A 24,971-nucleotide genomic window follows, 5' to 3' on the forward strand; every position below is an offset into this window, starting at 1 on the left:
CTCACGACGGGCCCTCCTCGTCGGCGAATTCCGTGCGGGCGGCGGCGACCGCCGCGCTGCGCATCGAGCGGATCGCGTCGTTCAGCTGATCGAAGTCCAGGACACCCTGGTAGCGGCCCTGGTCGTCGACGACCACGGTGACGGCGTAGCGGGCGGCGACGAGTTCGTTGAGCGCGTCGCTCAGCGTGGCGCGGGGCTGCACGACGGCCTGCGGCACGGAGCCGATCTGGTCGAGCGGGGCATCCGCGCCGCGGCGCAGGTGATCGGCGCTCACCCAGCGGACCGGGCGGCCCGCGTCGTCGAGCACGAGGACCGCGCTGCGGTCGGAATCCGCCAGCATGCGGTGGGCGACCTCGTGCGCATCGGAGGCGCGCACCGTCGGCCACGTCCCGCATTCGATGTCGCTCACACGCGACAGGTTGAGGCGCTTGAGAGAGGCGCCGGCACCGATGAAGTCCTTGACGAAGTCGTTCGCGGGATCCGACAGGATCCGCTCCGGGGTGTCGTACTGGGCGATCCGCGACCCCTCCTGGAGGATCGCGATCCGGTCGCCCATCTTGATCGCCTCGTCGATGTCGTGCGTGACGAACACGATCGTCTTGCGCACCTCCGACTGCAGCCGGAGGAACTCGTTCTGCAGACGGTCGCGGGTGATCGGGTCGATCGCGCCGAACGGCTCGTCCATGAGCATGACCTCCGGATCCGCACCCAGCGCGCGGGCGACGCCCACCCGCTGCTGCTGACCGCCGGACAGCTGCTTGGGGTACCGGCCGCGGTACTCGTCCGGATCCATGTTCACCATGGTGAGGAGTTCGTCGACGCGGGCCCGCACGCGGGCGGAATCCCAGCCCAGCAGCTTCGGCACCGTCGCGATGTTCTCGCCGATCGTCATGTGGGGGAACAGCCCCGTCTGCTGGATGACATAGCCGATCTTCCTGCGCAGCGTGTCCGCATCCGTCGTCGTCACGTCCTGACCGTTCAGGATGATGCGGCCCGACGACGGTTCGATGATGCGGTTGATCATCTTCATCGTCGTCGTCTTCCCACAGCCGGACGGGCCGACCAGGACGACGATCTCGCCCTCGTGGATGTCCAGCGTGAGCGATTCGACGGCGTTGCGCTTCGCCCCGGGGAACCTCTTCGTGAGCTCCTCCAGACGGATCATGACCGGGGGCTGGTCCGCGGACCGGTCGCCGACGGTCTGACCGGTGGCGGTCTGGCCGTTGGCCGACTGGGCTGCGGTGTGCGGGGACTGAGTCATCGGATACCTCGAGACGTGGTGAGACGCTTGACGGCGTAGAAGGCGATGTCGAACAGGATGGCGAGGATCATGACGCCCACGGTCCCGGCCAGCACCATGTTGACCGCGACGGGCGTGCCCACCCGGGCGAGCCCCGTGAAGATGAGTTCGCCGTAGCCGGGGCCGTTGACGATCGCACCGATCGCCGCGATGCCCAGGAGGACGAGGCTCGTGACCCTCACGCCCGTGATGATGACGGGCCAGGCGAGCGGCAGCTCGATGCGCAGCAGGCGCTGGCGGCGGTTGTAGCCCATGCCCTTCGCCGATTCGACGACCGCGGGATCGACTTCGCGCAGCCCCGTGATCGTGTTCCGCACGATCGGCATGAGCCCGTAGAGGACCAGCGCGAACAGGACGGGCCGCCACCCCAGCCCCAGCGGACCCAGCAGCAGGATGAAGAGGGCGAACGACGGGATCGTGAGGAATGAACCGGTCACGGCGAGCACCGCGCTGCGGGCGCGCTCGTTCTGATAGGTGAGGATCCCGAGTCCCACCCCGACCACGGTGGAGATGAGGACCGCGGCTCCGACGACAGTGGCGTGGGCGATGCCGAGTTCGAGCATGTCATCTGCGCGTTTGACGAGGAATTCCCCGAATCCCATGCGGTTCCTTCCTCTTCGGGTGCTGCTCCATGACGGGCCGCAGACCTGCGGCTCTCCCAACCCATTCTAGTTCAGGTAACTCCCATAGCCGGTGGAGCATGCTTTCAGCCGGGCGTGCCGGGTGGGTGTGCAGGCTGCTGGAGGCGGTCTGCTACTGGGCATGGCGGCCTGCCTGGTGCGGGCCCGTGGGGGCCTGATGTGGGGCCTAGTCTGGCGCCTGATGTGGGGCCTGATGTGGGGCCGGGTACAGGGCCGTGGAGGCCGGGGGCGGCGTGCCGGAAGGCGCGGTCAGTAGCTGAGGCGGACGGCCGTTTCGCGCAGGTAGCGGTCGACGAGCAGATAGGCGTCGCGGGTGAGTGCCCGCCACAGTGCCACGGCGAGCGCCGGGTCGTCCTGCTCCAACTGGTCGAGCGCTTCCGGGGAGAGCACCATGAGCTCGACGTCGCCCACCGCCTTCTCCGTCGTCTCCTGCCGGTCGTCGCTGCCCAGTGCTAGCTCGCCGAACGTCATGCCGGAACTCAGCGTGTTGAGGCGGACACGGTTGCCGTCGGGGTCCGTGGCGATCGTGTTGACCCGGCCGGACAGGATGAAGTGGACGCCGCCGAACCGCTGCCCGACCCGGCGGATCACCTCCCCGTCCTCGTGCGTGCGGTGCTCCATGTAGTGCAGCAGGGCGGCACGCTGCGCGGGGTCGAGCGGTGCGAGTGCGGGGCTGTCCGTGACGGTCACCCGCGTGAGCGTCTCCGTGCCCGTGCCGTGGAGGGCGAGCAGTCGGTCCTCGCAGTGCTCCACCGCGGTGCCCCGGCTGGTGAAGACCGGCGCGGTGAGGGTCTCTGCGTCCAGCAGACCCTCACCGGCGACGAGGACCAGGTGCCGGTCCGACCGGTGCAGGCGGGCGGTGAGGTCCTCGAGCATCGTGACGGCCAGCCTGCTCACCTCGAACACCTGCCGCATGTCGACGACGACGATCTCCACCGAATCGGCGAGCTCCGTCACCGCGCGCACCAGGGATTCGGTCCCGGCGAAGTGCAGGTCGCCGCTCACTTCGATGAAGCGGCACGCCCCGTGGAAGCGGTCGAGGACTTCGGACTCCTCCTCGGTGCGGCGGATGCGCGACGGCAGCTGGGTGAGGTCGATCGCCGGGCGCACGGCAGGGCCCGCACTGCGGGCGGCGCGCACGAAGTGCATCTCCATGTCCCGGGACAGGCGGCGGCAGGTCTCCGTGCCGCGGATGCTGCTGCCGTGCCGGTCGAGGGGAGGGGAGAACACCGCAAGGCCGGCCTGACCCGGCAGCACCGCCAGCGTCCCGCCGCCCACCCCGGACTTCGCGGGCATCCCCACGCTGCTGGCCCAGGCGCCGGCGTCGTCGTACATGCCGGAGGTCATCATGACGGACAGCACCCGTTCGACGTGTTCGATGGCGAGGACGTCCTCCCCGCTCACGGGGTGGGTGCCGCCGTTCGCCAGGGTGGCGGCCATGAGCGCCAGGTCCTGGCAGGTCACCTGCACGGAGCACTGCCGCAGGTAGTTCTGCAGCGCTCGGGTGGGATCGTCCTCGATGATGCCGAAGGAGCTGAGCATGTAGGCGAGGGCGTGGTTGCGGTCGCTGTTGCGGATCTCCACGTCGTAGACGGACTTGCTCACGGCGAGGCGGCGGCCGGCCAGCCGTGAGTAGAAGTCGACGATGCGGCGGGGCGCGGACTTGCCGCCCGCCCCCTTGAGCATCCCGACGACCGCGAGCGCACCCGCGTTGATCATCGCGTTCGCGGGGCGGCCGCTGCCGGGTGCCAGGGAGATCTCGTTGAAGGGGTCACCGGACGGTTCGAGGTCCACGACCTCGTCGACGTCGTCGAGGCCGTAGTCCTCCAGGGCCAGGGCGTAGGAGAAGGGCTTCGAGATCGAGTGGATGGAGAACTGCTCTGCAGCCGCCCCCGCGGTGTAGACGTGGCCGTCCACGGTGGCGAGGCATATCCCGAAAGCGCCGGGGTCGGGTGCCCGGCCCGGCGGATGCACGTCGTAGGGCGTGCCCTCGGTGAGGCGGCTGACGTCGGTCAGCAGATCGTCGAGGTAGCGCTGGATCGGGGACTCCATGGTGCCCAGCGTAGGTCAGCGCCGCGACAGGTCGTGACCGACTGCCTCCCCCGTGCGCTCCGTGGGTTTCGCGTCCGCTGCCGCACGTACGCTGAGGGGATGAATGAGACGCCCGATCACGGCTCCCCGTCCCGGCCCTCGCCCGTTGCAGGATCCCCGTCCTCGCCCGCCTCGGCAGAGACGTCCGCACCGGCCTCGGGAGCGGCCTCTGCACCGGCCTCCGCGTTCACCTCGCCGGCTGAGCTGCGGCGCTTCGCGCACCTCTTCACGGAGTTCGTCGGGCAGATGCAGGTGGCCGCCGCAGGCGGGCAGGACGACGCCATCGCCGAGGTCGTGGAGGCCCATCTGGGCACGTCACCCGTCGTGCTCGAACCGGTCCGTGCGACGTACCCGCGGTGGCGGTGGGCCGATGTGGATGCGGCGCTGGATCGGTTGGACGCGCAGGCTCTGCGCGGCGTGACCGGCGCACACTCGGAGGGGCTGGGCGAGCTCGTCCAGGACATGTACGGGTCGTACCGCCTGGGCGCGGTGCAGCGCAGCGCGTTCCCCGTGGGGCCCGGGGAGGTCCGGTATGTCGCGACGAACGCCCTCCGGTTCGCAATCGTGCAGGGGCGGCCCGTCGTCACCTACGCCCATCTGGGCGACGGCATGGAGGAGACGGATGTGCACGTCGAGGTGCTCGCGGCGGATCCTGCGCTCGCCCGCCAGGTGCTGGCGGATCTCGATGCGGAGGTCGTGTACAGGTCGTCGCTGCGCGGCCGGGTCGTGAGCTTCGTCCACGGCGCGCCGTTCGGGGACGAGCCGACGGAGCTGGTCTTCCACGAGCGTCCCGCGCTCACCGCGGACGACGTCGTCCTGCCGCTGGGGCGTCTGGAGCGGGTCGAGGCGACCGTGCTGGGGGTCACCGCGAAGGCCGAGCAGCTGCGCGCCGCTGCCCAGCACCTCTCCCGGGGCGTCCTCCTCTACGGCCCGCCCGGCACCGGCAAGACCCACACGGTCCGCTACCTGCTGGCGCAGTCCCCACAGACCACGGCGTTCATCCTGCAGGGCCCGTCGCTGGGGCTCATCCGGCAGGCGGCGGTGACGGCCAGGCAGCTGCAGCCGGCGATCATCGTGCTCGAGGACGCGGACCTCGTCGCCGCGGATCGCGAGATGTCAGAAGGCGAACGTCCCGTCCTCTTCGAGATGCTCGACGTGATGGACGGGCTGGATGACGATGCGGATGTCGCGTTCGTCCTCACGACGAACCGGGTCGACGTGCTCGAGGAGGCGCTGGCGCTGCGCCCGGGCCGCATCGACCTCGCCGTCGAGATCCCGCTGCCGACGGTGCAGCTGCGGGAGCGGCTGTTCGCGCGGTCGGCTCGGGCGCTGCCCGTCACCGCGACGGGAATCCGGACCGCCGCCGAGGCCGCCGTCGCCACCACCGGTTCCTTCCCCAAGGAAGCCGTCCGGCGGGCGGTGCTCGACGCCCTGGCGGACGGGGTGGACATCGACGACGCGCGGCTCGTGGCTGCTGTGCGGGGTCTCATGGCGGAGGGCACCGAGCTGCGCGCGGCCATGAACCACGCGTCGGAGGACGATGTCATGTTCGACGGCGACGACGCGGCTGAGGGCAGTGATGTGGCCGAGGGCAGTGATGTGGCCGAGGGCGACGACACGTCCGAGGGCCACAACGTGGAGTGGGGTGCGGACGCGGAGTGGGACGAGGAGGAATCCGCTTCCAGGAACGGTGAGGCTGAGGGGCTGAAGGACGCCGCTGTGCGCTCGGGCGGTATCGACCTCGATGAGCTGGACGAGGTGGACTACGCGGACGACTTGGACGACGGGCTGTCCGGGGAGGACCTGCTGGACCTCGATCTGGACGACGACTGACTATGGGCCGGGGTGCCGTCTCAATCGGGTGCCGTCAGCGCCAGATGTGGGCAGAGCCGGGTATGGACAGAGCCGGGTGTGGTCAGAATCGGGTGTCGTCACCGACCGCTATGGGCAGGGTCGGGTGTGGGCAGAGCCCGGTGTGGGTGTGGTGAGAGGTGGGCGTGGGCGAGAGGAGCAGTGTGGAGGACGTGCGGGTGGACGTCGTCGTCATCGGGATGGGACAGGCGGGACTGTCAGCTGCGCATCACCTCGCGCGACGAGGGTTCGAACCGGACGCGCGGATGCTGCTGCTCGATGCGAACCCGGGGCCGGGTGGCGCGTGGCAGCACCGGTGGCCCAGCCTCACCCTCCGCACCGCCAACCGGGTGAATGACCTGCCCGGCTGGGGCCTCGAGGACGCGATCGACGTCGATGAACAGGTGCCCGCCGCGCAGTCGGTGCCGCGCTACTACCGGGCGTACGAGGAGCGGTACGGGCTGCACGTGCACAGGCCGGTCACGGTGGAGCGGGTCGAGCAGCCCGGTGGTCTCGGGACGGACTTCGTGCTGACGCTCAGCGGTGGTGTGGCCTTGGGCGGCGGGCCGGCAGAGGGTGGCGGGTCGGCCTCGGGCGGTGAGTCGACAGCGGGCGGTAGGTCGGCCTCGGGCGGTAGCGGTGCCGTGGTGCACACTGTGCGGTCCCGTGCGGTCGTCAACGCCACGGGGACGTGGGATCGGCCGCGCATCCCGTACTACCCGGGGATCGAGACCTTCGAAGGCCGGCAGCTGCACACCCGCGACTACACGCGGCCGGAGGACTTCGAGGATGAGCGGGTCCTGGTCGTGGGTGCGGGGATCTCCGCGGTGCAGCATCTCGCAGAACTGGCTCCTTTCGCCCGGACGGCGTGGACGTCGCGGTCCCGACCGGACATCAGGAACGCCGCATTCACCCCCGAAGTCGGGGCGGATGTCGTGGCGCGGGTCGATGAACGAGTACGGCAGGGACTGCCGCCTGCCTCCGTCGTGTCGAACACGGGACTGCCGCTCGCCACCGTGTCGTCCGACGCGCTGCCGCGCTGCCTGCCGATGTTCGACCGGATCGATGCTCGGGGTGCGGTGTGGGACCCGGATGTCCCGCGGGCGTGGGGGAGCCCTCCGGAGGGCGGACGGGTCGACGTGGACGTCATCCTCTGGGCGACCGGGTTCCTCCACCGGCTCGACCACCTGGCGCCGCTGGGGCTGCGCACCCCCGAGGGCGGACTGCTGGTCGACGGGCGGGCGACGACGCGTGCCGTCGAGAACCGGGGAGTGCACCTGCCCGGCTACGGCCCCAGCGCCTCGACGATCGGGGCGAACCGCGCGGGTCGATGGGTGGCACGTGAAGTGGTGGAGTACCTGGAGTCGCTGGACTCGCGACCGCCTGGGTAGGTTGGCGGCATGAGGGTCGCCGTGGGCATGGGTGTTGCCGGGCTCATCCATGTCCTCTTCTACGCAGTGTCGTCGATCCGGGCGTGGAATGTGCGACCGATGGACGTTCGCTTCTGGGCGCTCGATATCGCGGTGCCGGTGGTCTTCGCTGTCCTCGCGGTCGTGGCGTACCGCCGCCGCGTGACGCGCCCACTCGTTCAGGCAGGTGTGGCAGTCGGTGTTCTGCTTGTCATGCAGGTGTTGCTGGGGTTCCTGCGCACAGTGTGGGAGGGCGGGCTCGACAGTGCGGGTGGCTACGACATCTGGTATGCCTTCGCACTCATGCTGTTCTCCAGTGTGCCCACCGTCGCGCTGTTTGTCATCGCGCTCGCGGTGTCGGAGATCGAGCGGCTCAGCATCCGACCCCTGCTTCATGCAACAGGGTCCTCACGCGGGAGCGGCTCATGAGGTCTGCCCACGTCATCCTCACCACGCGATAGCCGAGTCTGCGGATCCGGTCCTCACGACGCTTCTCCCGGAACAGCGCATTGCTGCGTCCCGTCTCCGGAGCCTCCTGGTTGTACTTCACGGCTCCGTCGACTTCGACGACCACGGACGTTCCGTCATCAGCAGTGATGACGAAGTCCACACGCGCCACATGCTCACCCGCGTGATTGCGGAGGACGACCTGCTGGCTGACTGGGTCGACTCCCAGCACACGGAACCAGCGCATCGCCACCGACTCCGCCACACTCTCCGCCATCCCGGTGGCAGAAGTGGCCGCCTCTCGCGCACGGTTGACGCCCGGGGCACCTGCGCAGCGAGTCAGAGCCTCATCGAGGGTGAGCCGCGCCTGTTCCAGCGCAGGGGCCCCTCCGTGTTTCATCGCCTGCGCGAGGACCCAGTCAGTGGCGATCGCGCCGTCGAGCGCAGTGCCCACCCGTGCCAGATCGATGCACGTGCGCAGTCGAGTCGTCGCACTGAGCCCGTTCCACGCAGTCATATCGGACGCCACGAGTTCCGACTGACGTCGACTGATCCACGCGGATCGATACGGTCGTTGAGGGTTCCACACCTCGATCCGCAATGGGGTCCCCGGGTCTCCCAGTGCGAGTCGGGAAGAGAACTCGGGAGTATTCCGGGCGCTTCGGGTGTGCCGCGGACCCAGGGACATCGTCAGCCCCAGGAGGGGGATCCCGTGGACCACCGCGGCGGACGTGGTTCCCAGGACATCGTCCGGATGGAAGTACCGGTAGGCGTTGATCGCAGCAATGACTTCGCACCGTCGGATATAGACGCGGTCAGCGGCGGTGGCGCGCCCGTCTCTGTTCGCGCGGATCTCGAGGTGCCGTTCGTCGTCGAGGAACATCGCGAACTCCGGATGACGCGCGCACTTTCGCGTCCCGACGTAGATCCCGTGGCTCAGCAGCCTGAAGCAGCAGGCCAGTGCGCTGCGGATCGCGGTGGGCGAGATGCCGAACCGACTGCAGGTGTGGGCGGTGATGACATTGTGCATGCACGCCATCGTGGGCGCGAGAGTTCAGCGGCCTGGAGGTTGCTGACGGACTGGGGACAACTGCCGACAGATCAACAGGCGGAGCGGCGCACCGACGACTCCCTCGTGGCCTCCGCTGTGACGCGGCGACACAGAGGTGCCCGGGACGCAGCGGCGCCAGACGTGCAGCGGCGCCGGACACGCAGCGGCGCCAGACGTGCAGCGGCGCCGGACACGCAGCGGCGCCGGTTCGCCACCTACATGATTCTTTGCCAGCTACATGTCCGCTCGCCACCTGCACTGTTATTCGTACGTAGCTGGCAAAGTTTCTTGTAGGCGGAGCCGGACCCCCAGAAGCGCGTACGCAGCTGGCGAAGAAACATGTAGGTGGCGCGGCGACTCGGGCCTGGACTGTCGCCCCGGCACGGACTGTCGCCTCGGCGCGGACTGTCGCCTCGGCGCGGACTGTCGCCTCGGACCTGGATTGTCGCCCCGGCACGGATTGTCGCCCCGGCACGGATTGTCGCCCCGGCACGGACTGTCGCCCCGGCGCGGACCGGAATTCCAGGCCAGTCCGTCATCCTGCGGCGGCGCGCCCCGCGATCCGGCCGGAGAACAGGCATCCGCCCAGGAATGTCCCTTCGAGTGCGTTGTGGCCGTGCATGCCTCCTCCGCCGAACCCCGCGGCCTCTCCCGCCGCGAAGAGTCCCTCGACGACCGGCGCTTCACCACCAACCGGACCCGCGCCCACAGCGCCCACGCCACCCACGCCCACGCCACCCACGCCTGCGCCATCCGCACCTACACCAGCAGCACCTACACCACCCGCGCCCACAGCGCCCACGCCCCGGAGCACGCGGCCCTGCAAATCAGTGTGCAGTCCTCCCAGGGTCTTGCGGGTGAGTACGCGCAGTCGCACGGCGATGAGTGGTCCGGCTTCCGGGTCGGTGAGGCGGTGTGGTGGCACTGCCCGCATGATCTTGTCTCCCAGGTATCCGCGCGCCGCGTGGATCGCTTGGATCTGGCGGTCTTTCGCGAAGGGGTTGTCGACCTGGGCGTCGCGTTCAGCGATGAGTTCGGCGACGTCCGCGGGGTCGAGTTCCGCGTGATCGCCCACATTCGGGCACGTGGCCGTCAGCGCGTTCATCCTGCTCACGAGCTCTTCGACGCTCTCGCCCTGGAGGAAGTCCTCGCCGTGCCGCAGGAACGCCTCGACGGGTGCGGGTGCTCCGGACCCCAGGCGTCCCGCCAGCTGCCGCACGGATTTCCCGGTGAGGTCCGGGTTCTGCTCTGAGCCGGACAGCGCGAACTCCTTCTCGATGATCCGCCTGTTGAGGATGAACCACGAGTAGTCATGGCCGGTTCCGCGCAGGTGCCGCAGCGTGGCCATCGTGTCGAATCCGGGGAACGCTGGGTCCGGGAGTCGGTTGCCCCGCGCATCGATCCAGAGGGAGGACGGTCCGGGCAGGATGCGGATCCCGTGCTGCGGCCAGACGGGGTCCCAATTGCCGATCCCCTCGACGTAGTGCCACATGCGGTCGGGGTTGAGGATGTGGGCTCCTGCATCCTGTGCGATCGGCATCATCGACCCGTCGACGTATGCGGGCACTCCCGTGAGCATGGTCTGCGGCGGGCTGCCCAGCCTCGGCGGCCACTGCGCTCGCACCATGTCGTGGTTGCCGCCGATCCCACCGCTCGTCACGATCACCGCGTCCGCGCGGAGTGTGAAGTCGCCGACCTGCTCGCGCGAGCTCGGAATGCCCCTCGCCGCCGTGTCCTCGGCCAGCACCGCGCCCGAGGCCCCGGTCACCTTCCCGCCTTCGACCACCAGTTCGTTCACTCTGTGCCGGAAGAGGACGCGGAGTCTGCCCGCGCGGATGTGGTCCTTGGCGCGGGCGACGAATGGCGCGAGCACGCCGGGTCCCGTGCCCCACGTGATGTGGAAGCGGGGGACGGAGTTGCCGTGCCCGTGGGCGGTGCCGTCGCCGCGTTCCGCCCAGCCGACGATGGGGAAGAAGCGCACGCCCATGTCGTGGAGCCATGCGCGCTTGGGGCCGGAGGCGAACTCGAGGTAGGCCTCGGCCCACTGCCGGGGGAGGTGGTCGTGGTCCTCGAACTGGGCGGATCCCCACCAGTCCCGTCGGGCCAGTTCGAGGGAGTCGCGCACGCCCATGCGGCGCTGTTCAGGGGAGTCGACGAGGAACAGACCGCCGAAGCTCCAGTACGCCTGGCCTCCAAGGTTCGCTTCCGACTCCTGATCAAGGATCGTGACTGTGGCGCCTGCGTCGCACGCCTCCGTGGCTGCGACCAGTCCTGACAGACCAGCACCGATGACGAGGACGTCTGAGGACATGGCACACACCTCCGAGGCAGAGAGGAGCAGGCAGAGGGTGTCGGCCTGCAGGACGGAGCCTGTGATCAGGATAACAAGACGCATCAGCCGAGGTGACCGAGGCGAGCGACCTTCGGTGAGCGCTGGGAGGCGCAGACAGGGGACGGGCCGAGGCGACATCCAGCTGAAGGAGCCCTCGGAGCGGGTGGGCGCGGACGAGCGGACTTGGCCGATCAGTTCAGGGCGAGCAGGCTCACCCACATGACGAGTGCCCCTGCGATGATCCCGGTCGTCGTCGCGCGTGATTCCCGCTGCGCCAGCGCGGCGGGCAGGAGTTCAGCGATGCTGATCGTGATCATGATCCCGGCGACACCCGCGAGGACAGCACTCAGGACGATCGGGGTGAGCCACGGTGCGAGCAGGAGCCAGCCGACCAGCGCGCCGACCGGTTCAGCCAGTCCGGAACCGAAGCTCGCCAGCAGGGCGCGCCTCCTCGAACCCGTGGCGTGGTAGATGGGGACGGCGACCGCGATCCCCTCCGGCACATTGTGCAGTGCGATCGCCGCGACGACCGGGACGGCCAGACGGGGGTCGTGCAGCGCTGTGAGGAACGTGGCGAACCCTTCGGGGAAATTGTGGGCGGTCAGCGCGACCGCGGTGAGCATGCCTGTGCGCAGCAGAGCCCTCTTCTGGAGCACGTCGTCGTGTGCGGGCAGCTCGCTGCGGCGGCGCAGCCGCGTGGCGACGGAGAAGAGGAAGACGATGACCGCCCCGATCACCGCGGCGAGCAGCGCGAGTCCCGGGGAGATGCCTTCGGCACGGAAATCGTCAGCGGCCTGGGGGAGGAGTTCGACCATGGAGATGCACACCATCACACCCACGGAGAATCCCAGAGCCCCGGCGAGGAAGCGCTTGCTCATGCCTCCGCCGAACACGGAGAGGAGTCCGCCCAGGCCCGTCGCCAGACCCGCGATGACGGTGAAGGCGAGTGCGATGAGTGGGGCCACTCCTCAGTGGTACCGTCCCTCAGTCATCGTTCACAAGTCAATCATTGCGCAGGTGAGCGAATGTCATGCGCGCTCCGGTGCCCGCGCTCACCACGCTCCGGTCCCCGCGCTCACGGAAGACGCGCAGGCGTGCGTGACGACTGCTTCGGATGATCTGTGTGGCGACTGCCCGGAGGCTGTCAGTGGCCGATGGCCTTCTGCACCTTCTTGAGCCTGCGCGTGAGGATGAAGATCCGCACGCTGCCGATGATGCCGGCGACAAGCACTCCGGCGATCGCGGCGAGCAGCATCGCGACGCCCAGCGGGAGCGAGAAGTTCCATCCGAAGTACTGGAACTGTGCGGCCGTGTTGTTCTGGATGATGAAGATCAGCAGCATCACGGTGATGATCGCGCCGAGGATGAGCGATACCCACACACCCCCGGACATGCCGGTCTTCGTGTCAGCGGCCGGCTGACTCCGACGCGTAGGCGTCTCCTGGGTCGGAGTGGTCGGGCCGGGTGCTTCCCGCGTGGGTGCGGTGGGTGCCGACCCGGGTGAGGGAGCAGGTGCCGGGGGAGCCTCTGCGCCGCCCACCGACTGACCGGCGTCGGGTTCCAGGAGCTCTGCCGGGAGGCTGTCGCTCAGGTTGCCGGTGCCCTGGTCGCCGGCACCCTGGTGGGCGGGGTTCTGGGCTTCGCGCGGATCGGGGTTCGTCGTCATACCACCAGCGTACCGCCGCAGTGGGGGTACGCACCGAAAACCGACTCGATGTCGTGACGCGACCCTGGCGGCGAGGACCCACGGCCACCGTGAACATTCGCTCCACGGCGCCCCACGACGCCACGCCTGCAGACGACAGCGGGGACACACGATGTCGTGTGTCCCCGCCGTCATGAGCGCTGCGTCCTACTCAGCATGACCTCATGCTCGTCAGCTCAGCCGTCTCAGCCGAGTCCTGCCAGCTGAGTACTGTCAGCCCAGTGTCGCGATGATGTCGTTGAACGTGGCCGACGGACGCATGACCGAGTCCGCCTTCTCGTTCGACGGGTTGTAGTAGCCACCCAGGTCGACTTCGCGGCCCTGCACCGTGAGGAGCTCACGGGTGATCTTGTCCTCGTTCTCGCGCAGCGCCTTGGCCACCGGTGCGATGGCATCGGCGAGCGGCTGGTCATCGGTCTGCTTCGCCAGCTCTTCCGCCCAGTAGAGCGCCAGATAGAAGTGGCTGCCGCGGTTGTCGATCTCGTTCACCTTGCGCGACGGGGAGCGGTTCTCCTCGAGGAAGGTAGCCGTTGCGTCGTCCAGAGTCGCGGCGAGCACGCCTGCACGGTCGTTGTCTTCCTTGTTCTGGAAGTGGCGGAACGATTCCGCGATCGCGAAGAACTCACCCATGGAGTCCCAGCGCAGGTGGTTCTCCTCCACGAGCTGCTGGACGTGCTTGGGAGCGGAACCGCCCGCACCCGTCTCGAACAGGCCGCCGCCCGCGATGAGCGGCACCACGGACAGCATCTTCGCGGAGGTCCCCAGCTCGAGGATCGGGAAGAGGTCCGTGTTGTAGTCGCGCAGCACGTTGCCGGTGACGGAGATGGTGTCCTCGCCGCGACGGATGCGCTCGACGGACAGCTTCGTCGCCTCGATCGGCGACATGATGCGGATGTCCAGGCCGTCCGTGTCGTGGTCGGCCAGGTACTCCTTCACCTTCGTGATGAGCTGCGCGTCGTGAGCGCGGTTCTCGTCCAGCCAGAACACCGCGGGGGTGTCGGACAGGCGCGCACGCTCGACGGCGAGGCGGACCCAGTCGCGGATCGGGGTGTCCTTCGTCTGGCAGCCGCGCCAGATGTCACCGGCGGACACGTCGTGGCTCATGAGGACTTCGCCCGCACCGTTCACGACCTCGACCACACCGTCCGCGTCGAGGACGAACGTCTTGTCGTGCGAGCCGTACTCCTCCGCCTTCTGGGCCATGAGCCCGACGTTGGGGACAGAGCCCATCGTCGTGGGGTCGTAGGCGCCGTTCGCCTTGCAATCCTCGATGACGGCTTCGAAGACACCGGCGTACGAGGAGTCGGGGATGACGGCGAGCGTGTCGTGCGTCTTGTCGTCCGCACCCCACATCTTGCCGCCCACGCGGATCATCGCGGGCATGGACGCATCGACGATCACGTCGCTGGGGACGTGGAGGTTCGTGATGCCCTTGGAAGAATCCACCATCGCGAGTGCCGGGCCTTCGTCGAGGCCCTTGTCGATGGCGGCCTTCACACCGGCGGCGGTGTCCGCGTCGAGCGAATCGAGTCCGGCGAGGATCGCGCCCAGGCCGTCGTCAGCGGACAGGCCTGCGGCGGCGAGCTGCTCACCGTAGGTGTCGAAGACCTCGGGCAGGAAGGCGCGGACCACGTAGCCGAACAGGACGGGGTCGGACACCTTCATCATGGTCGCCTTGAGGTGCACAGAGAAGAGGACCCCGGATTCCTTGGCGGCGGCGATCTGGTCCTTGAGGAAGGACACGAGAGAGGCGGAATCCATGTAGGTGCCGTCGACGACCTCGCCGGGGAGCACGGGGATCGACTTCAGCTCGCGTGCTTCTCCACCGGTGGGTGTGAAGCGGATGGTGAAGGTGTCCTCGGCAGGGGAGACGACCGACTTCTCGTTCGACGCGAAGTCGTTCGAGCCCATCGTCGCGACCGACGTCTTCGAATCCGCAGCCCACTCACCCATCGAGTGCGGGTACTTCTTCGCGTACTGCTTGATCGCCTTGGGCGCACGGCGGTCCGAATTGCCTTCACGCAGCACGGGGTTCACAGCGGAGCCCTTGACCGTGTCGTAGCGGGAGCGGAAGTCCTTCTCCTCGTCGGTCTGCGGATCCTCCGGGTAGTCGGGGATGTCATATCCCTGCGCCTGGAGCTCCGCCACAGCCGCCTTGAGCTGCGGGACGGAGGCAGAGATGTTCGGCAGCTTGATGATGTTCGCGCCGGGGGTCTTCGCCAGGTCGCCCAGTTCTGCGAGTGCGTCGTCAAGCCGCTGCGACTCCGTCAGTCGTTCGGGGAACAGCGCTATGATGCGGCCGGCGAGCGAGATGTCGCGGGTCTCGACCTCGACTCCTGCGGTGCGGGCGAACGCTTCGACGATGGGCTTCAGCGAATACGTGGCCAGCAGCGGAGCCTCGTCCGTGCGCGTGTACATGATCTTTGCCATGAAAGAGCATCTCCGTTTTCGGTCGGGGGTTATTCGGGCCAAGTCTATCCGTCCGGTGATCCGAGAACGGCGGCCGTCCACGTGCCACCTGCCACACCGTCCATGAGCGACCTGCCACACCAGCCGTACGGCGGCTGTGAGAACGGCCCTGCCACGGCTGCCGGAACAGCTACGTGGCTTGCTGCCGCGCGACAGCTGTCACCAGCGCGGGAAGCTCCGCCCGGACCTCGGGCCGGAGCGCATCAGAGTACGATTCCGGTGTCCCGGTGCGCAGTGAGCCGGGGCGGCGGCGCGGCCGCCGACGACGGACGGGCACTGACGGACGGGGAATGGGGGCCGCGGCACGTGGCGAAGCTGTACTTCCGATACGGGGCGATGAACTCCGGCAAGTCGACCGCTCTGCTGCAGGCGGCGTTCAACTATGAGGAGCGGGGCCAGCGGGTCCTGCTCGCGAAGCCTCAGGTCGACTCGAAGGGCGATGACCTCATCGTGTCGCGGCTGGGGGTGTCCCGGCGCACGGACTTCCTCATCGAGCCGCATGACGACGTCGAGCAGCTCTTCCGGGACGCGGCGAAGCGCGTGGACCATGACGCCCTCATCGAAACACTCGCCGACCCGGGCCTGCCGGTGAGCTGCCTGCTCATCGACGAAGCGCAGTTCCTGGAGCCGGCGCAGGTCGACGGACTCATGCGCATCGCCGTCTACTGCGATGTCCCGGTCATGGCCTACGGCATCCGCACGGACTTCCGCACGAACGCCTTCCCCGGTTCCGGTCGGCTCCTCGAGACCGCTCACTCGCTCGAAGAGCTCAAGACGATCTGCCGCTGCGGCAGCAAGGCGATGTTCAACGGCCGGAAGATCGACGGCGCGTTCGTCTTCGCCGGGGACCAGGTCGCCATCGACGGGATGGACGTCACCTACGAATCCCTGTGCCCCGCCTGCTACCTGCGTGAGTCCGGCGGGCGCCTCCACTGAGGTGAGCACCATCTCGGAGGTGAGCATCGCCTCGGCGTTCCGGGGGAGCCTCTCATGCCGTCCGGCGACGGGTAGTGCCTGACCGGTAGTGCCCGGCGACCGGTACTGCACGGCGACCGGCTCCCGTGAGACCTGCACCGTCGATAGGGTGGGTTCTGCCCACACCCGTCGGCCCGCACCTGCTGGAAGGGATCGCCCATGACTGCTCTCGCCCACACCCTGATCAATGACGCCGACCCGAACGCGCCCCTGCTGATCCTCGGTCCCTCACTGGGGACCCACGGTTCGCAGTGGGCGGGAGTGGCCTACCGCCTCGCGGACGACTTCCGGGTCGTCACACTCGATCTTCCCGGTCACGGTCTGAGCCCCCGGATGCCGGACGTGACGATCGACGATCTCGCGGACGAAGTGGTCGCCGTCGCAGATGCGTACGGAGCAGACCGTTTCTGGTTCGCGGGGGTGTCGATCTCCGGCGCCATCGCCCTCACACTCGCCCTGCGTGCTCCGGAGAGACTGCGCGGAGTCTCCGCTCTCTGCACGGGCGACTACTTCGGGGGAGCGGAGCGCTGGGACGAGCGGATCCGCGAGGTGCGCGAAGCGGGCAGCCTCCGCCCGTTCGTCGCGGACACCGCAGACCGCTGGTTCGCCGCCGGGTTCCTCGACGAGGACATCGCGGCCGGCCCCATCGTCCTCGAGCAGCTGGCGCAGACGGACCCGGACGGCTACATCGACTGCTGCGGTGCGCTCGCCCGCTACGACATCCGCGACCGAGTCGCCGAGATCGACGTGCCCGTCCTCTTCCTCGCCGGTTCCCAGGACATCGGGAACACCCCGGAGGCGATGAGGGCCCTGCACGAGCAGGTCGACGGCTCCCGATTCGCCGTGGTCCCCGACTCGGCCCACTTGCCGCTGGTCGAGCACCCGGAACTGGTCGCCGACCACCTCGCGAGCTTCTGCGCACCCTCCGGTGACTGATCTGATCAGCCTCGCGCGACCGACCCGTTCGACGCGGGACTGCTCCGGCCGCTCTCGGGACTGACCCGCCCCTCGCAGGCCTGGAACGGTCGCGCGTGCCACCTCTTTGTCAACGACTCCTCAGAGATCCCGCAACGACTCCGCAGAATGCGTAGGGTGTAGCCCGGACATCCGGGACGCCTCTGCTGTCCCGGCACATTCTGAGGGCATGGAGGTCGGCCATGAGTGACACGAACCAGCAGCGGAAGGACCCGACGACGCGCACTGCGGCGAGTTCCGGCCGACCGGCGTATCCGCCGGACCGATCGGACGGGCGGATCGTCTCCGCCGGGTTCAGGGACCCGGGGCTGCCGAAGCGGACGGTGACGATCCGCTGGACGGGCTTCGTCGCCGGTCTCTTCGCAGCACTCCTCATGTACACGCTGCTGCCGGGATCGATGGCGCCCGAGGCGAAGGTCACCGCCGCGACGGCCGCCCTCATGGGCATCTGGTGGATGACCGAGGCGATCCCGATCCCCGCGACCGCTCTCGTGCCGCTCGTCGTCTTCCCGATCTTCAACGGCGTCGACCTCTCCGAGGTGGGCGGCAGCTACGGGTCGGACACGATCTTCCTCTTCATGGGCGGCTTCCTCATCGCGCTGTCCATGCAGAAGTGGAACCTGCACCGCCGGATCGCGCTCGTCGTCCTCCGGGTGATGGGGGACCGGACGAACCTCATGATCGCCGGGTTCATGATCTCCACCGGTTTCCTGTCGATGTGGGTGTCGAACACGGCGACCGCAGTGCTCATGCTGCCGATCGGGCTGTCCGTCCTCATCCTCGTCAACGAGACGATGGAGCGCTCCGGTGACGTCGCGTCACTGAGCGACGCGGGAGACGCGCAGGCGGGGGCCTCAGCGGGCGGCCAGGCGGGCGATGGCACCGACTCAGCCGAGGCCTCGGCGACGACGAAGGGCTCGCTCCTGCAGTCGAAGTTCGGCACCGCACTCATGCTCGCGATCGCGTACTCCGCGTCGATCGGGTCGCTCGGCACGATCATCGGAACCCCTCCCAACACGTTCCTCGTCGGCTACCTGCGGGACAACCACGACATCTCGATCGGTTTTGGGCAGTGGATGCTCGTGGGCGTCCCCGTGGCCGTCGTCATGATGTTCATCTGCTGGCTCCTCCTCACGCAGGTGTTCTTCCGGCCCGAGGTGAAGCGCATCCCGGGCGGACGGAAGCTCATCGACGACGAGATGGCGAAGCTCGGCCCGATGTCCCGCCCGGAGTGGATGGTGCTCGCCGTCTTCATCCTGGCTGCGCTGTCCTGGATCTTCATCCCGACGATCTTCGACCCGGCACCCATCTCCGACGCCGGGATCGCGATGACGGTCGGCCTCATCCTCTTCATCCTGCCCGCCGGGGCGAAGCGCGGCGTGCGGCTGCTGGACTGGGACACCGCGGTGGACATGCCGTGGGGCGTCCTGCTGCTGTTCGGCGGTGGGCTGGCGCTGTCCGGTCAGTTCACGTCGTCCGGGCTCACGGAATCGATCGGTGACGCGGTGGAAGGGCTCGCCGGTGTCCCGATCGTCGTCCTCGTCGCAGTGCTGGCGTTCGCGATCCTCTTCCTCACGGAGATCACGTCGAACACCGCGACCGCGGCCACCTTCATCCCGGTCGTGGGCGGTGTCGCACTGGGCATCGGTGCGGACCCGCTCATCCTCACGGTGCCGGTCGCACTGGCCGCGACGTGCGCGTTCATGCTGCCGGTCGCCACTCCGCCCAACGCGGTCGCATTCGGCTCCGGCTACGTGACGATCGGGCAGATGGTGAAGGGCGGCTTCTGGCTCAACATGATCGCGCTCGTGGTCCTCACCCTGGCGACGATGACGCTCGCGGTCGGGGTCTTCGGCATCGTCTACTGAGACGACGTCGGGTCAGCGGGCTGCTGACCGATCCGCGCCTCCGCTTCGGCAGGCGGCTGAGGCGGCTGCGCTTCCGTTTCGAAGGCGACCACTCACCGCGGACGTCGGCCCTCAGAGGGGCGGCGTCCGCGGTGCGGTCGTTCCGGGCGACCGTCGGAGCCGGTGGGTACAGTGGCCGCCGGCGGCGCGGCCACGACCGCGCGAGGGTCTGAGCCCGCCTGCGCCCGACACGTCCAGACCGTCAGGAGTCCACGCATGCCCCGTCTCTTCGAGCCCATCACCCTGCGCAGCCTCACCGTGAAGAACCGGGTGTGGCTGCCGCCCATGTGCCAGTACTCGTGCTTCGCCGGGGACGGTGTGCCGACGGACTGGCACCTCGTGCATCTGGGCGCGCGAGCGCAGGGTGGTTTCGGCCTCCTCATCGCGGAGGCATCCGCTGTGCTCCCGGACGGCCGCATCTCCCCGAACGACGCCGGCATCTGGAACGACGAGCAGGCGGCCGCGTGGAAGCGGGTCGTCGATTTCGTCCACTCCCAGGACGCCGCGATCGGGATCCAGCTGGCGCACGCCGGTCGCAAGGCGAGCACGCACCCCAACTTCTACGGCGGGCCCAAGGGTGTGATCGCGGAGTCCGAGGGCGGGTGGAAGCCGGTCGCACCCAGCGCGGAGCAGTACCCGGGTCTCGCGACGCCGGCCGCGATGACGAAGGACGAGATCGCCGAGGTCGTCGCCGCCTTCGCCGCCGCCGCCCGCCGGTCCGCTGCGGTGGGCTTCGACGCGGTGGAGATCCACGGGGCCCACGGATACCTCATCCATTCGTTCCTCTCGCCCCTGTCGAACCACCGCGATGACGAGTATGGCGGTGACTTCGAGGGACGCACTCGTCTGGTGCGCGAGGTCTATGCCGCGGTCCGCGACGCGGTGGGCGAGGACGTGGCGGTGTTCGTGCGGCTGTCCGCATCGGAATGGCCGGAGGACGACTGGGAGGACGTCGGCTTCGACGTGGAGCAGGCGGCGGAGCTCGCGGCGCTGCTCACCGCCGAAGGATGCGATCTCATCGACGTGTCGTCGTCGGGCAACGTGCCGGCGACCATTCCGGTGGGCCCGGGCTACCAGGTGCCGCTCGCGGGGGAGATCGCGGCGACCGGCGCGACGACGGGCGCGGTGGGCCTCCTGACGGAAGCGGTGCAGGCGGAGCAGGTGCTGGTGTCCGGCGACGCGGATGTCGTCTTCATCGGCCGCGCCGCACTGCGGGATCCTGCGTGGCCTCAGCGGGCCGCGTTCCAGCTGGGCATGGACTGGCGCGAAGCACCGTACCCGCCGCAGTACACGCGAGGTGCCTTCCGCGCGACCCACTGAGGCAACCGCTCCCGACCCACTGAGGCATCCGCTCCGTGGGCACTCGCGGCGGCGCACGTCCTGCGCCATCCCGCCACCTACGTCCGCGTACGCGCCATTTCGTCACCTACGTCCGCGTTCGCGCCACTTGGTCATCTACGTCCGCGTACAGGACCGGCCGACGCGCGAAAACGGTCCGGAACGCGGACGTAGGTGAAGCGGCGTGAGGCGGGATGGGGAGAGTCACAGCCGGAATGCGTCAGCGCGTCAGCCGGTGGGCAGCAGGGAACTGTCGTCAGCCGGTGGGCGGCGGGGGCGCGTCGTCAGCAGAGGCCGGAGCAGAGGCGGGGTCGTCCGCGGTGTCCTTGCCCCGACTGAGTTCGAGACCGATGACGCCCACGAGGATGAGGCAGAGGAACAGGATCTTCCCCAGGCCGAACGGCTCGCCCTGGATCCCCGACCAGACGGCTGTGACGGACGCGCCGACACCCACCCAGATGGCGTAGGCGGTGCCCATGGGGATGACCTTCATCGCCCGCTGCAGTCCCCACACGGAGCCGGTCAGGCCCAGCAGGAACACAACAGCGTTGACGGGGTCGAGGATGTCCTTCAGCGCGTGGGCCCACACCGCTTCGAGTGAGCCGGACAGGATGAGCAGGATCCAGTGCATGTCAGCTCACCACCTGGAGGCCGACGACGCCCGTGAGGAGGATTGCGGCGAAGACCGCGCGCACCCATGTGAGCGACTCTTCTCGCCGCATGATGGCGAACGCGAGCGTCGTGACGGCGCCGATGCCCACCCACACGGCGTAGCCGGTTCCCACGGGGATCGTTCCGAGCGCGGCGGCCAGACCGCCCATGGAGATGAGGGTGCCCACCACGAAGAGGACGATGCGTCTTCGCATGCGCAGGTGATGGGCGGCCAGGGCGTAGGCCCACATCGTCTCGAAAGCACCTGATGCGATGAGCACGGTCCAGGCGATGGCGGGCGTGAGTGCCACGGACATGGAAGAGCCTCCTGAGGCCGTCTTGTCGCGTGTGCGGGTACGGCTCCCTCGTCCGCAGGCGGGGTTCTGCGCCTGTCGACGAGGGTAGCAACACGCGAGAAGGGCTAGCGACTAGGGTGGCGGCATGGACATCGTGACGCGCGAATTCTCAGGGTTCACCATCCGATCGATCTCCGTGTCGGAGATGCAGAACAACGTCTACCTCGTCACGGCCGACGGCGCGGAGTCGCACGTCCTCGTCGACGCGGCGGACGACTTCCCCGCGATTCAGTCGCTCATCGCCGAGGCCGGGGGAGGCGCCGTCGACGCCATCCTCACGACCCACCGCCACTGGGACCACGTCCGTGCGCTCAAGGAAGCCGCCGAGGTCCTCACGGACCGGACGATCGCCGGTGTCGACGATGCCGACGCCATCGCCGAGGAGTCCGGCGCAGCGGTGGCGGAGACGGTGGCCCACGAGGATGTGCTCGTCGTCGGCGGGCTCTCCTTCGCGTGCATCGCGCTGCGCGGCCACACTCCCGGTTCCATCGCCGTCGTCCTCACCGACGACGACGGGCAGGATGTGCTCCTCTCCGGCGACTCGCTGTTCCCGGGAGGCCCCGGCAAGACGTGGTCGGACGAGGACTTCGACTCCCTCATGGATGATCTGGAGGAGCGTGTATTCGCACGGTTCGGCGACGACACGCTCGTGCTGCCGGGCCATGGTGACGGCACGACGATCGGGGACGAGCGGCCCAGCCTGCCGGAATGGCGCGCACGCCGCTGGTGAGGGATCTCAAACCCTCATGACCCCGACCGGAGTCTGACTCACAGTCCGGAGATGTACCCCAGCCCCCAGAGCGCCCACACGGCTGTGAGGATGCAGAGGGCGAGCGGTACGACCTGCACGCGCGTGACGATGGCCGCGCCGTGATGATCGACCGGCCGATCCGACCCGGAACCGGCCGTGTGGCCCGTGGATTGCCACCGGGCGTGGGCGGTGACGACGCGGTCCACCTCGGCGGCGGTGTGCGGCTCGACCACTCCTCGCGACAGTCCTTCGCGACGGGCGCGGCGCCCCGTGTGGGGCAGCGACCACACGCCGATCTTCCTCCCCGTGTCCGTCACGAGCGTGACGCCCAGCCGGAGGTCGAGGTCGGTCACGCGTGAGAACGGCACGTCGTACGTGCGGAGGATGTTGACGACGTGCACGCCGTGCTCACGCAGGTGCACGCGAGGCCTCAGATAGCAGGACCATCCCACGACGCCGATGAAGGCGGGGAGACCCACCATGCGCACGGCGCCGGCGGGCGGCACCTGGAGGACGACGAGCGCTGCCACGACCACCGCAGCGGCGATCGTGACCCAGCCGATCGTCACAGCGCTGCTTGTCCTCAGGACCGCGCCGTCGGCGGCCGATCCGGGCGGCACCGACCTCGGACCGCCACCGTGATTCTCGTCATGCTCCATGCGGCTGAGTGTATGTCCATACACGAGCCGTTACGAATGCGTAACGATGCGTTCCGGCGCGCCTCCCAGTGTGCGTTAAGACACATTGCCGCCATACAGTTCAATCAATTCATGCCACGCGCATGATTCGCTCAAGAGGATCACAGGAGGGGCCGCAAGGCCCCTTCAGACCGCTCGGGCAACTCAGACCCTCATGACCAACGGGAGACGAAGTGAAGAAGCGCTATCTGGGGATCGGTGCCGGCATCGCAGCCGCTGCCATGGTGCTGTCCGCCTGCACACCGCCCGGCGGTGGAGACGGTGACGGTGACGGCGGCGGTGGAGACGAGAACTCCATCCTCAACATCGGCTGGAACGAGCCGTTCCGCAGCATGAACACGATGACGACGAACGGCAATGCTGTCGCGAACTCGATCGTCACCTACATGATGAACGACAACTTCGGGTACTACGACGACGCCCTGGAGGTGCAGGAGGGCAACCTCGGCACCATCGAGCAGGTGTCGGAGGATCCGCTCCAGGTGAAGTACACCTTCGCCGACGACGCGGCCTGGTCGGACGGCACGCCAGTCGACGCTGCGGACATCGTCCTCCAGTGGGCCGCGCAGTCGTCGAACTTCAACACCGAAGAGGACGTCGAGCGCGACGACGAGGGCACCGTCGAGGAGATCGAGGACGAGTCCACCGTCTTCTTCGACGCCTCCGTCATCGGTTCGCAGCTCATCGAGGACTTCCCGGAGATCTCCGAGGACGGCAAGGAAGTCACCTTCGAGTACTCCAAGCCGTTCGCGGACTGGCAGTACGAACTGGGCTTCGGCGCGGACGGCGTGGGCGTGCCCGCCCACATCGTCGGCAAGCGGGCTCTGGACGAAGACGACCCGGAAGCTGCCAAGCAGGCCGTCCTCGACGCGATCGAGGACGAGGACACGGAAGCGCTGTCGCCGATCTCGAACTCGTGGAACAAGGACTTCGACTTCACGTCGATGCCGGACGAGGACGAGCTCCTCGTCCACAGCGGTCCCTACAAGATGGTCGACTTCGCGGAGGGTCAGTACCTCACCCTCGAAGCGGACGAGAACTACTCGGGCCCCCACGAGGTGGGTGTCAACCAGGTGACGATCCGCTACAACGAGGATCCGATGGCGGCCGTGCAGGCTGTGGAGAACGGCGAGGTCGACATGATCCAGCCGCAGGCCACAGCGGACGTGAAGTCGGCGGCGGAAGCGATCGACGGTGTCACGGTCGACACGGAGGACGGCGCGACCTACGAGCACGTCGACCTCACGTACGACAACAACGGCCCGTTCGATCCGGCCTCGTACGACGGTGACGAGGAGAAGGCGAAGCTCGTGAGGCAGGCGTTCCTCAAGACGCTGCCGCGCGAACAGATCGTCGAGACGATCATCGCCCCGCTCAAGGACGACGCGTCGACCCGTGACTCCCTCTACCGGGTGCCCGGCGCGCCCGGCTACGACGAGATCGTGGCGAACAACGGGTCGGACGAATTCCCCGGCGCGGACATCGACGGGGCGAAGGAGCTCCTCGAGGAGGCAGGCGTGGAAGCGCCCGAGGTCCGCTTCCTCTACGGCGCGTCCAACCAGCGCCGTGCCCAGCAGTTCACGCTCATCAAGGAGCAGGCGGAGCAGGCCGGCTTCAAGATCATCGAAGACGGCGACGACAACTGGGGCACGCGACTGGGCGACGGCACGTATGACGCGTCGCTCTTCGGCTGGCAGTCCACGTCCACGGGCGTCACGGACTCGGACGCCAACTGGCGGACGGGTGCGCAGAACAACTACGGCGGGTTCTCGGACGACGACGTGAACTCGATGCTCGACGACCTCCTCGCGGAGACCGACGAGGCTGCGCAGGACGAACTGGTGACGGATATCGAGAGCGCCCTCATCGAGGACGGTTTCGGCATGCCGATCTTCCAGCACCCGGAGCTGGCGATCTACCGCGATCGCGTCCAGAACGTGTCGAACACGACGGTGTCGCCGACGATGTTCTGGAACTACTGGGAGTGGCAGGTCAGCTGACGGACGTGACGTCCACCAGCTGAA

20 protein-coding genes and 1 riboswitch are annotated in these 24,971 nt (G+C 68.4%); of the genes, 9 read left to right on the forward strand and 11 right to left on the reverse strand.

The features are described 5' to 3' along the window. Position 1: 1 nt before the first annotated feature. From JFC09_RS04900 to glsA, 3 genes are all read right to left on the reverse strand, one after another. Positions 2-1,261, reverse strand: coding sequence for an ABC transporter ATP-binding protein (locus JFC09_RS04900; RefSeq protein WP_269770466.1), 1,260 nt, complete (start codon positions 1,259-1,261; stop codon positions 2-4). Beyond that, positions 1,258-1,902: an ABC transporter permease gene (locus JFC09_RS04905; protein WP_198392899.1), complete on the reverse strand. Its 645-nt coding sequence runs from the start codon at positions 1,900-1,902 to the stop codon at positions 1,258-1,260. Before JFC09_RS04905 ends, JFC09_RS04900 begins: the two co-directional genes overlap by 4 nt. A gap of 288 nt (positions 1,903-2,190) precedes the next feature. Next, entirely contained in the window at positions 2,191-3,993 is a 1,803-nt protein-coding gene (gene glsA, locus JFC09_RS04910) for a glutaminase A (RefSeq protein WP_198392900.1), read from the reverse strand. Positions 3,994-4,092: 99 nt separating this feature from the next. On the opposite strand from glsA, the gene JFC09_RS04915 reads away from it, so the two are divergent. The 3 genes from JFC09_RS04915 to JFC09_RS04925 all read left to right on the forward strand — a co-directional run bounded on the left by JFC09_RS04915 (position 4,093) and on the right by JFC09_RS04925 (position 7,721). Next, on the forward strand, positions 4,093-5,865 hold the full coding sequence (locus JFC09_RS04915) for an AAA family ATPase (protein ID WP_198392901.1): 1,773 nt from the start codon (positions 4,093-4,095) through the stop codon (positions 5,863-5,865). A 164-nt stretch (positions 5,866-6,029) separates the two neighbouring features. Beyond that, positions 6,030-7,274, forward strand: a complete 1,245-nt coding sequence (locus tag JFC09_RS04920) for an FAD-dependent oxidoreductase (protein ID WP_332839656.1) — start codon at positions 6,030-6,032, stop codon at positions 7,272-7,274. A 9-nt stretch (positions 7,275-7,283) separates the two neighbouring features. After that, positions 7,284-7,721, forward strand: coding sequence for a hypothetical protein (locus tag JFC09_RS04925; protein ID WP_198392902.1), 438 nt, complete (start codon positions 7,284-7,286; stop codon positions 7,719-7,721). Here JFC09_RS04925 and JFC09_RS04930 read toward each other — a convergent pair. The 5 genes from JFC09_RS04930 to JFC09_RS04950 form a co-directional block, all read right to left on the reverse strand. Beyond that, on the reverse strand, positions 7,666-8,769 hold the full coding sequence (locus JFC09_RS04930) for a PDDEXK family nuclease (RefSeq protein ID WP_198392903.1): 1,104 nt from the start codon (positions 8,767-8,769) through the stop codon (positions 7,666-7,668). The two genes, JFC09_RS04925 and JFC09_RS04930, sit on opposite strands and share 56 nt — an antisense overlap. Positions 8,770-9,325: 556 nt before the next feature. Further along, on the reverse strand, positions 9,326-11,101 hold the full coding sequence (locus JFC09_RS04935) for an FAD-binding dehydrogenase (protein WP_198392904.1): 1,776 nt from the start codon (positions 11,099-11,101) through the stop codon (positions 9,326-9,328). 212 nt (positions 11,102-11,313) lie between these two features. After that, positions 11,314-12,087: a zinc transporter ZupT gene (gene zupT / locus JFC09_RS04940; protein ID WP_198392905.1), complete on the reverse strand. Its 774-nt coding sequence runs from the start codon at positions 12,085-12,087 to the stop codon at positions 11,314-11,316. Positions 12,088-12,266: 179 nt separating this feature from the next. Then, positions 12,267-12,788 (reverse strand): LapA family protein, encoded by a 522-nt coding sequence (locus JFC09_RS04945; protein WP_198392906.1) that lies wholly within the window; start codon positions 12,786-12,788, stop codon positions 12,267-12,269. A gap of 252 nt (positions 12,789-13,040) precedes the next feature. Then, positions 13,041-15,257 carry an NADP-dependent isocitrate dehydrogenase gene (locus tag JFC09_RS04950; RefSeq protein WP_198392907.1) on the reverse strand — a complete coding sequence of 739 codons (2,217 nt, stop codon included), beginning with the start codon at positions 15,255-15,257 and terminating at the stop codon, positions 13,041-13,043. 345 nt (positions 15,258-15,602) lie between these two features. Between JFC09_RS04950 and JFC09_RS04955 the strand changes: the two genes are divergently transcribed. The 4 genes from JFC09_RS04955 to JFC09_RS04970 all read left to right on the forward strand — a co-directional run bounded on the left by JFC09_RS04955 (position 15,603) and on the right by JFC09_RS04970 (position 20,473). Further along, positions 15,603-16,232, forward strand: a complete 630-nt coding sequence (locus JFC09_RS04955) for a thymidine kinase (RefSeq protein ID WP_198393525.1) — start codon at positions 15,603-15,605, stop codon at positions 16,230-16,232. 198 nt (positions 16,233-16,430) lie between these two features. Continuing rightward, positions 16,431-17,207, forward strand: a complete 777-nt coding sequence (locus JFC09_RS04960) for an alpha/beta fold hydrolase (protein WP_198392908.1) — start codon at positions 16,431-16,433, stop codon at positions 17,205-17,207. A gap of 221 nt (positions 17,208-17,428) precedes the next feature. After that, positions 17,429-19,114 (forward strand): SLC13 family permease, encoded by a 1,686-nt coding sequence (locus JFC09_RS04965; RefSeq protein WP_198392909.1) that lies wholly within the window; start codon positions 17,429-17,431, stop codon positions 19,112-19,114. Positions 19,115-19,369: 255 nt separating this feature from the next. Continuing rightward, the gene (locus tag JFC09_RS04970; RefSeq protein WP_198392910.1) at positions 19,370-20,473 is read left to right on the forward strand and encodes an NADH:flavin oxidoreductase/NADH oxidase; all 1,104 of its coding nucleotides are present in this window, start codon (positions 19,370-19,372) and stop codon (positions 20,471-20,473) included. Between the two features lie 274 nt (positions 20,474-20,747). On the opposite strand, the gene JFC09_RS04975 is transcribed toward JFC09_RS04970, so the two are convergent. Next, a complete protein-coding gene (locus JFC09_RS04975; RefSeq protein ID WP_198392911.1) occupies positions 20,748-21,122 on the reverse strand; it encodes a DMT family transporter in 375 nt (124 codons plus the stop codon). Between the two features lies 1 nt (position 21,123). Then, positions 21,124-21,459, reverse strand: coding sequence for a DMT family transporter (locus tag JFC09_RS04980; protein WP_198392912.1), 336 nt, complete (start codon positions 21,457-21,459; stop codon positions 21,124-21,126). Positions 21,460-21,470: 11 nt separating this feature from the next. Further along, a riboswitch (guanidine-III (ykkC-III) riboswitch) is annotated at positions 21,471-21,536 on the reverse strand. A 47-nt stretch (positions 21,537-21,583) separates the two neighbouring features. Between JFC09_RS04980 and JFC09_RS04985 the strand changes: the two genes are divergently transcribed. Continuing rightward, entirely contained in the window at positions 21,584-22,228 is a 645-nt protein-coding gene (locus JFC09_RS04985) for an MBL fold metallo-hydrolase (protein WP_198392913.1), read from the forward strand. A 38-nt stretch (positions 22,229-22,266) separates the two neighbouring features. Here JFC09_RS04985 and JFC09_RS04990 read toward each other — a convergent pair whose 3' ends face one another. Next, on the reverse strand, positions 22,267-22,908 hold the full coding sequence (locus tag JFC09_RS04990) for a hypothetical protein (protein WP_198392914.1): 642 nt from the start codon (positions 22,906-22,908) through the stop codon (positions 22,267-22,269). Between the two features lie 212 nt (positions 22,909-23,120). Between JFC09_RS04990 and JFC09_RS04995 the strand changes: the two genes are divergently transcribed. Next, a complete protein-coding gene (locus JFC09_RS04995) occupies positions 23,121-24,947 on the forward strand; it encodes an ABC transporter family substrate-binding protein (protein WP_198392915.1) in 1,827 nt (608 codons plus the stop codon). The last annotated feature ends 24 nt before the right edge of the window (positions 24,948-24,971 follow it).

Origin of the sequence: Brevibacterium yomogidense (assembly GCF_016107685.1) — a bacterium.
Lineage (GTDB): Bacteria > Actinomycetota > Actinomycetes > Actinomycetales > Brevibacteriaceae > Brevibacterium > Brevibacterium yomogidense.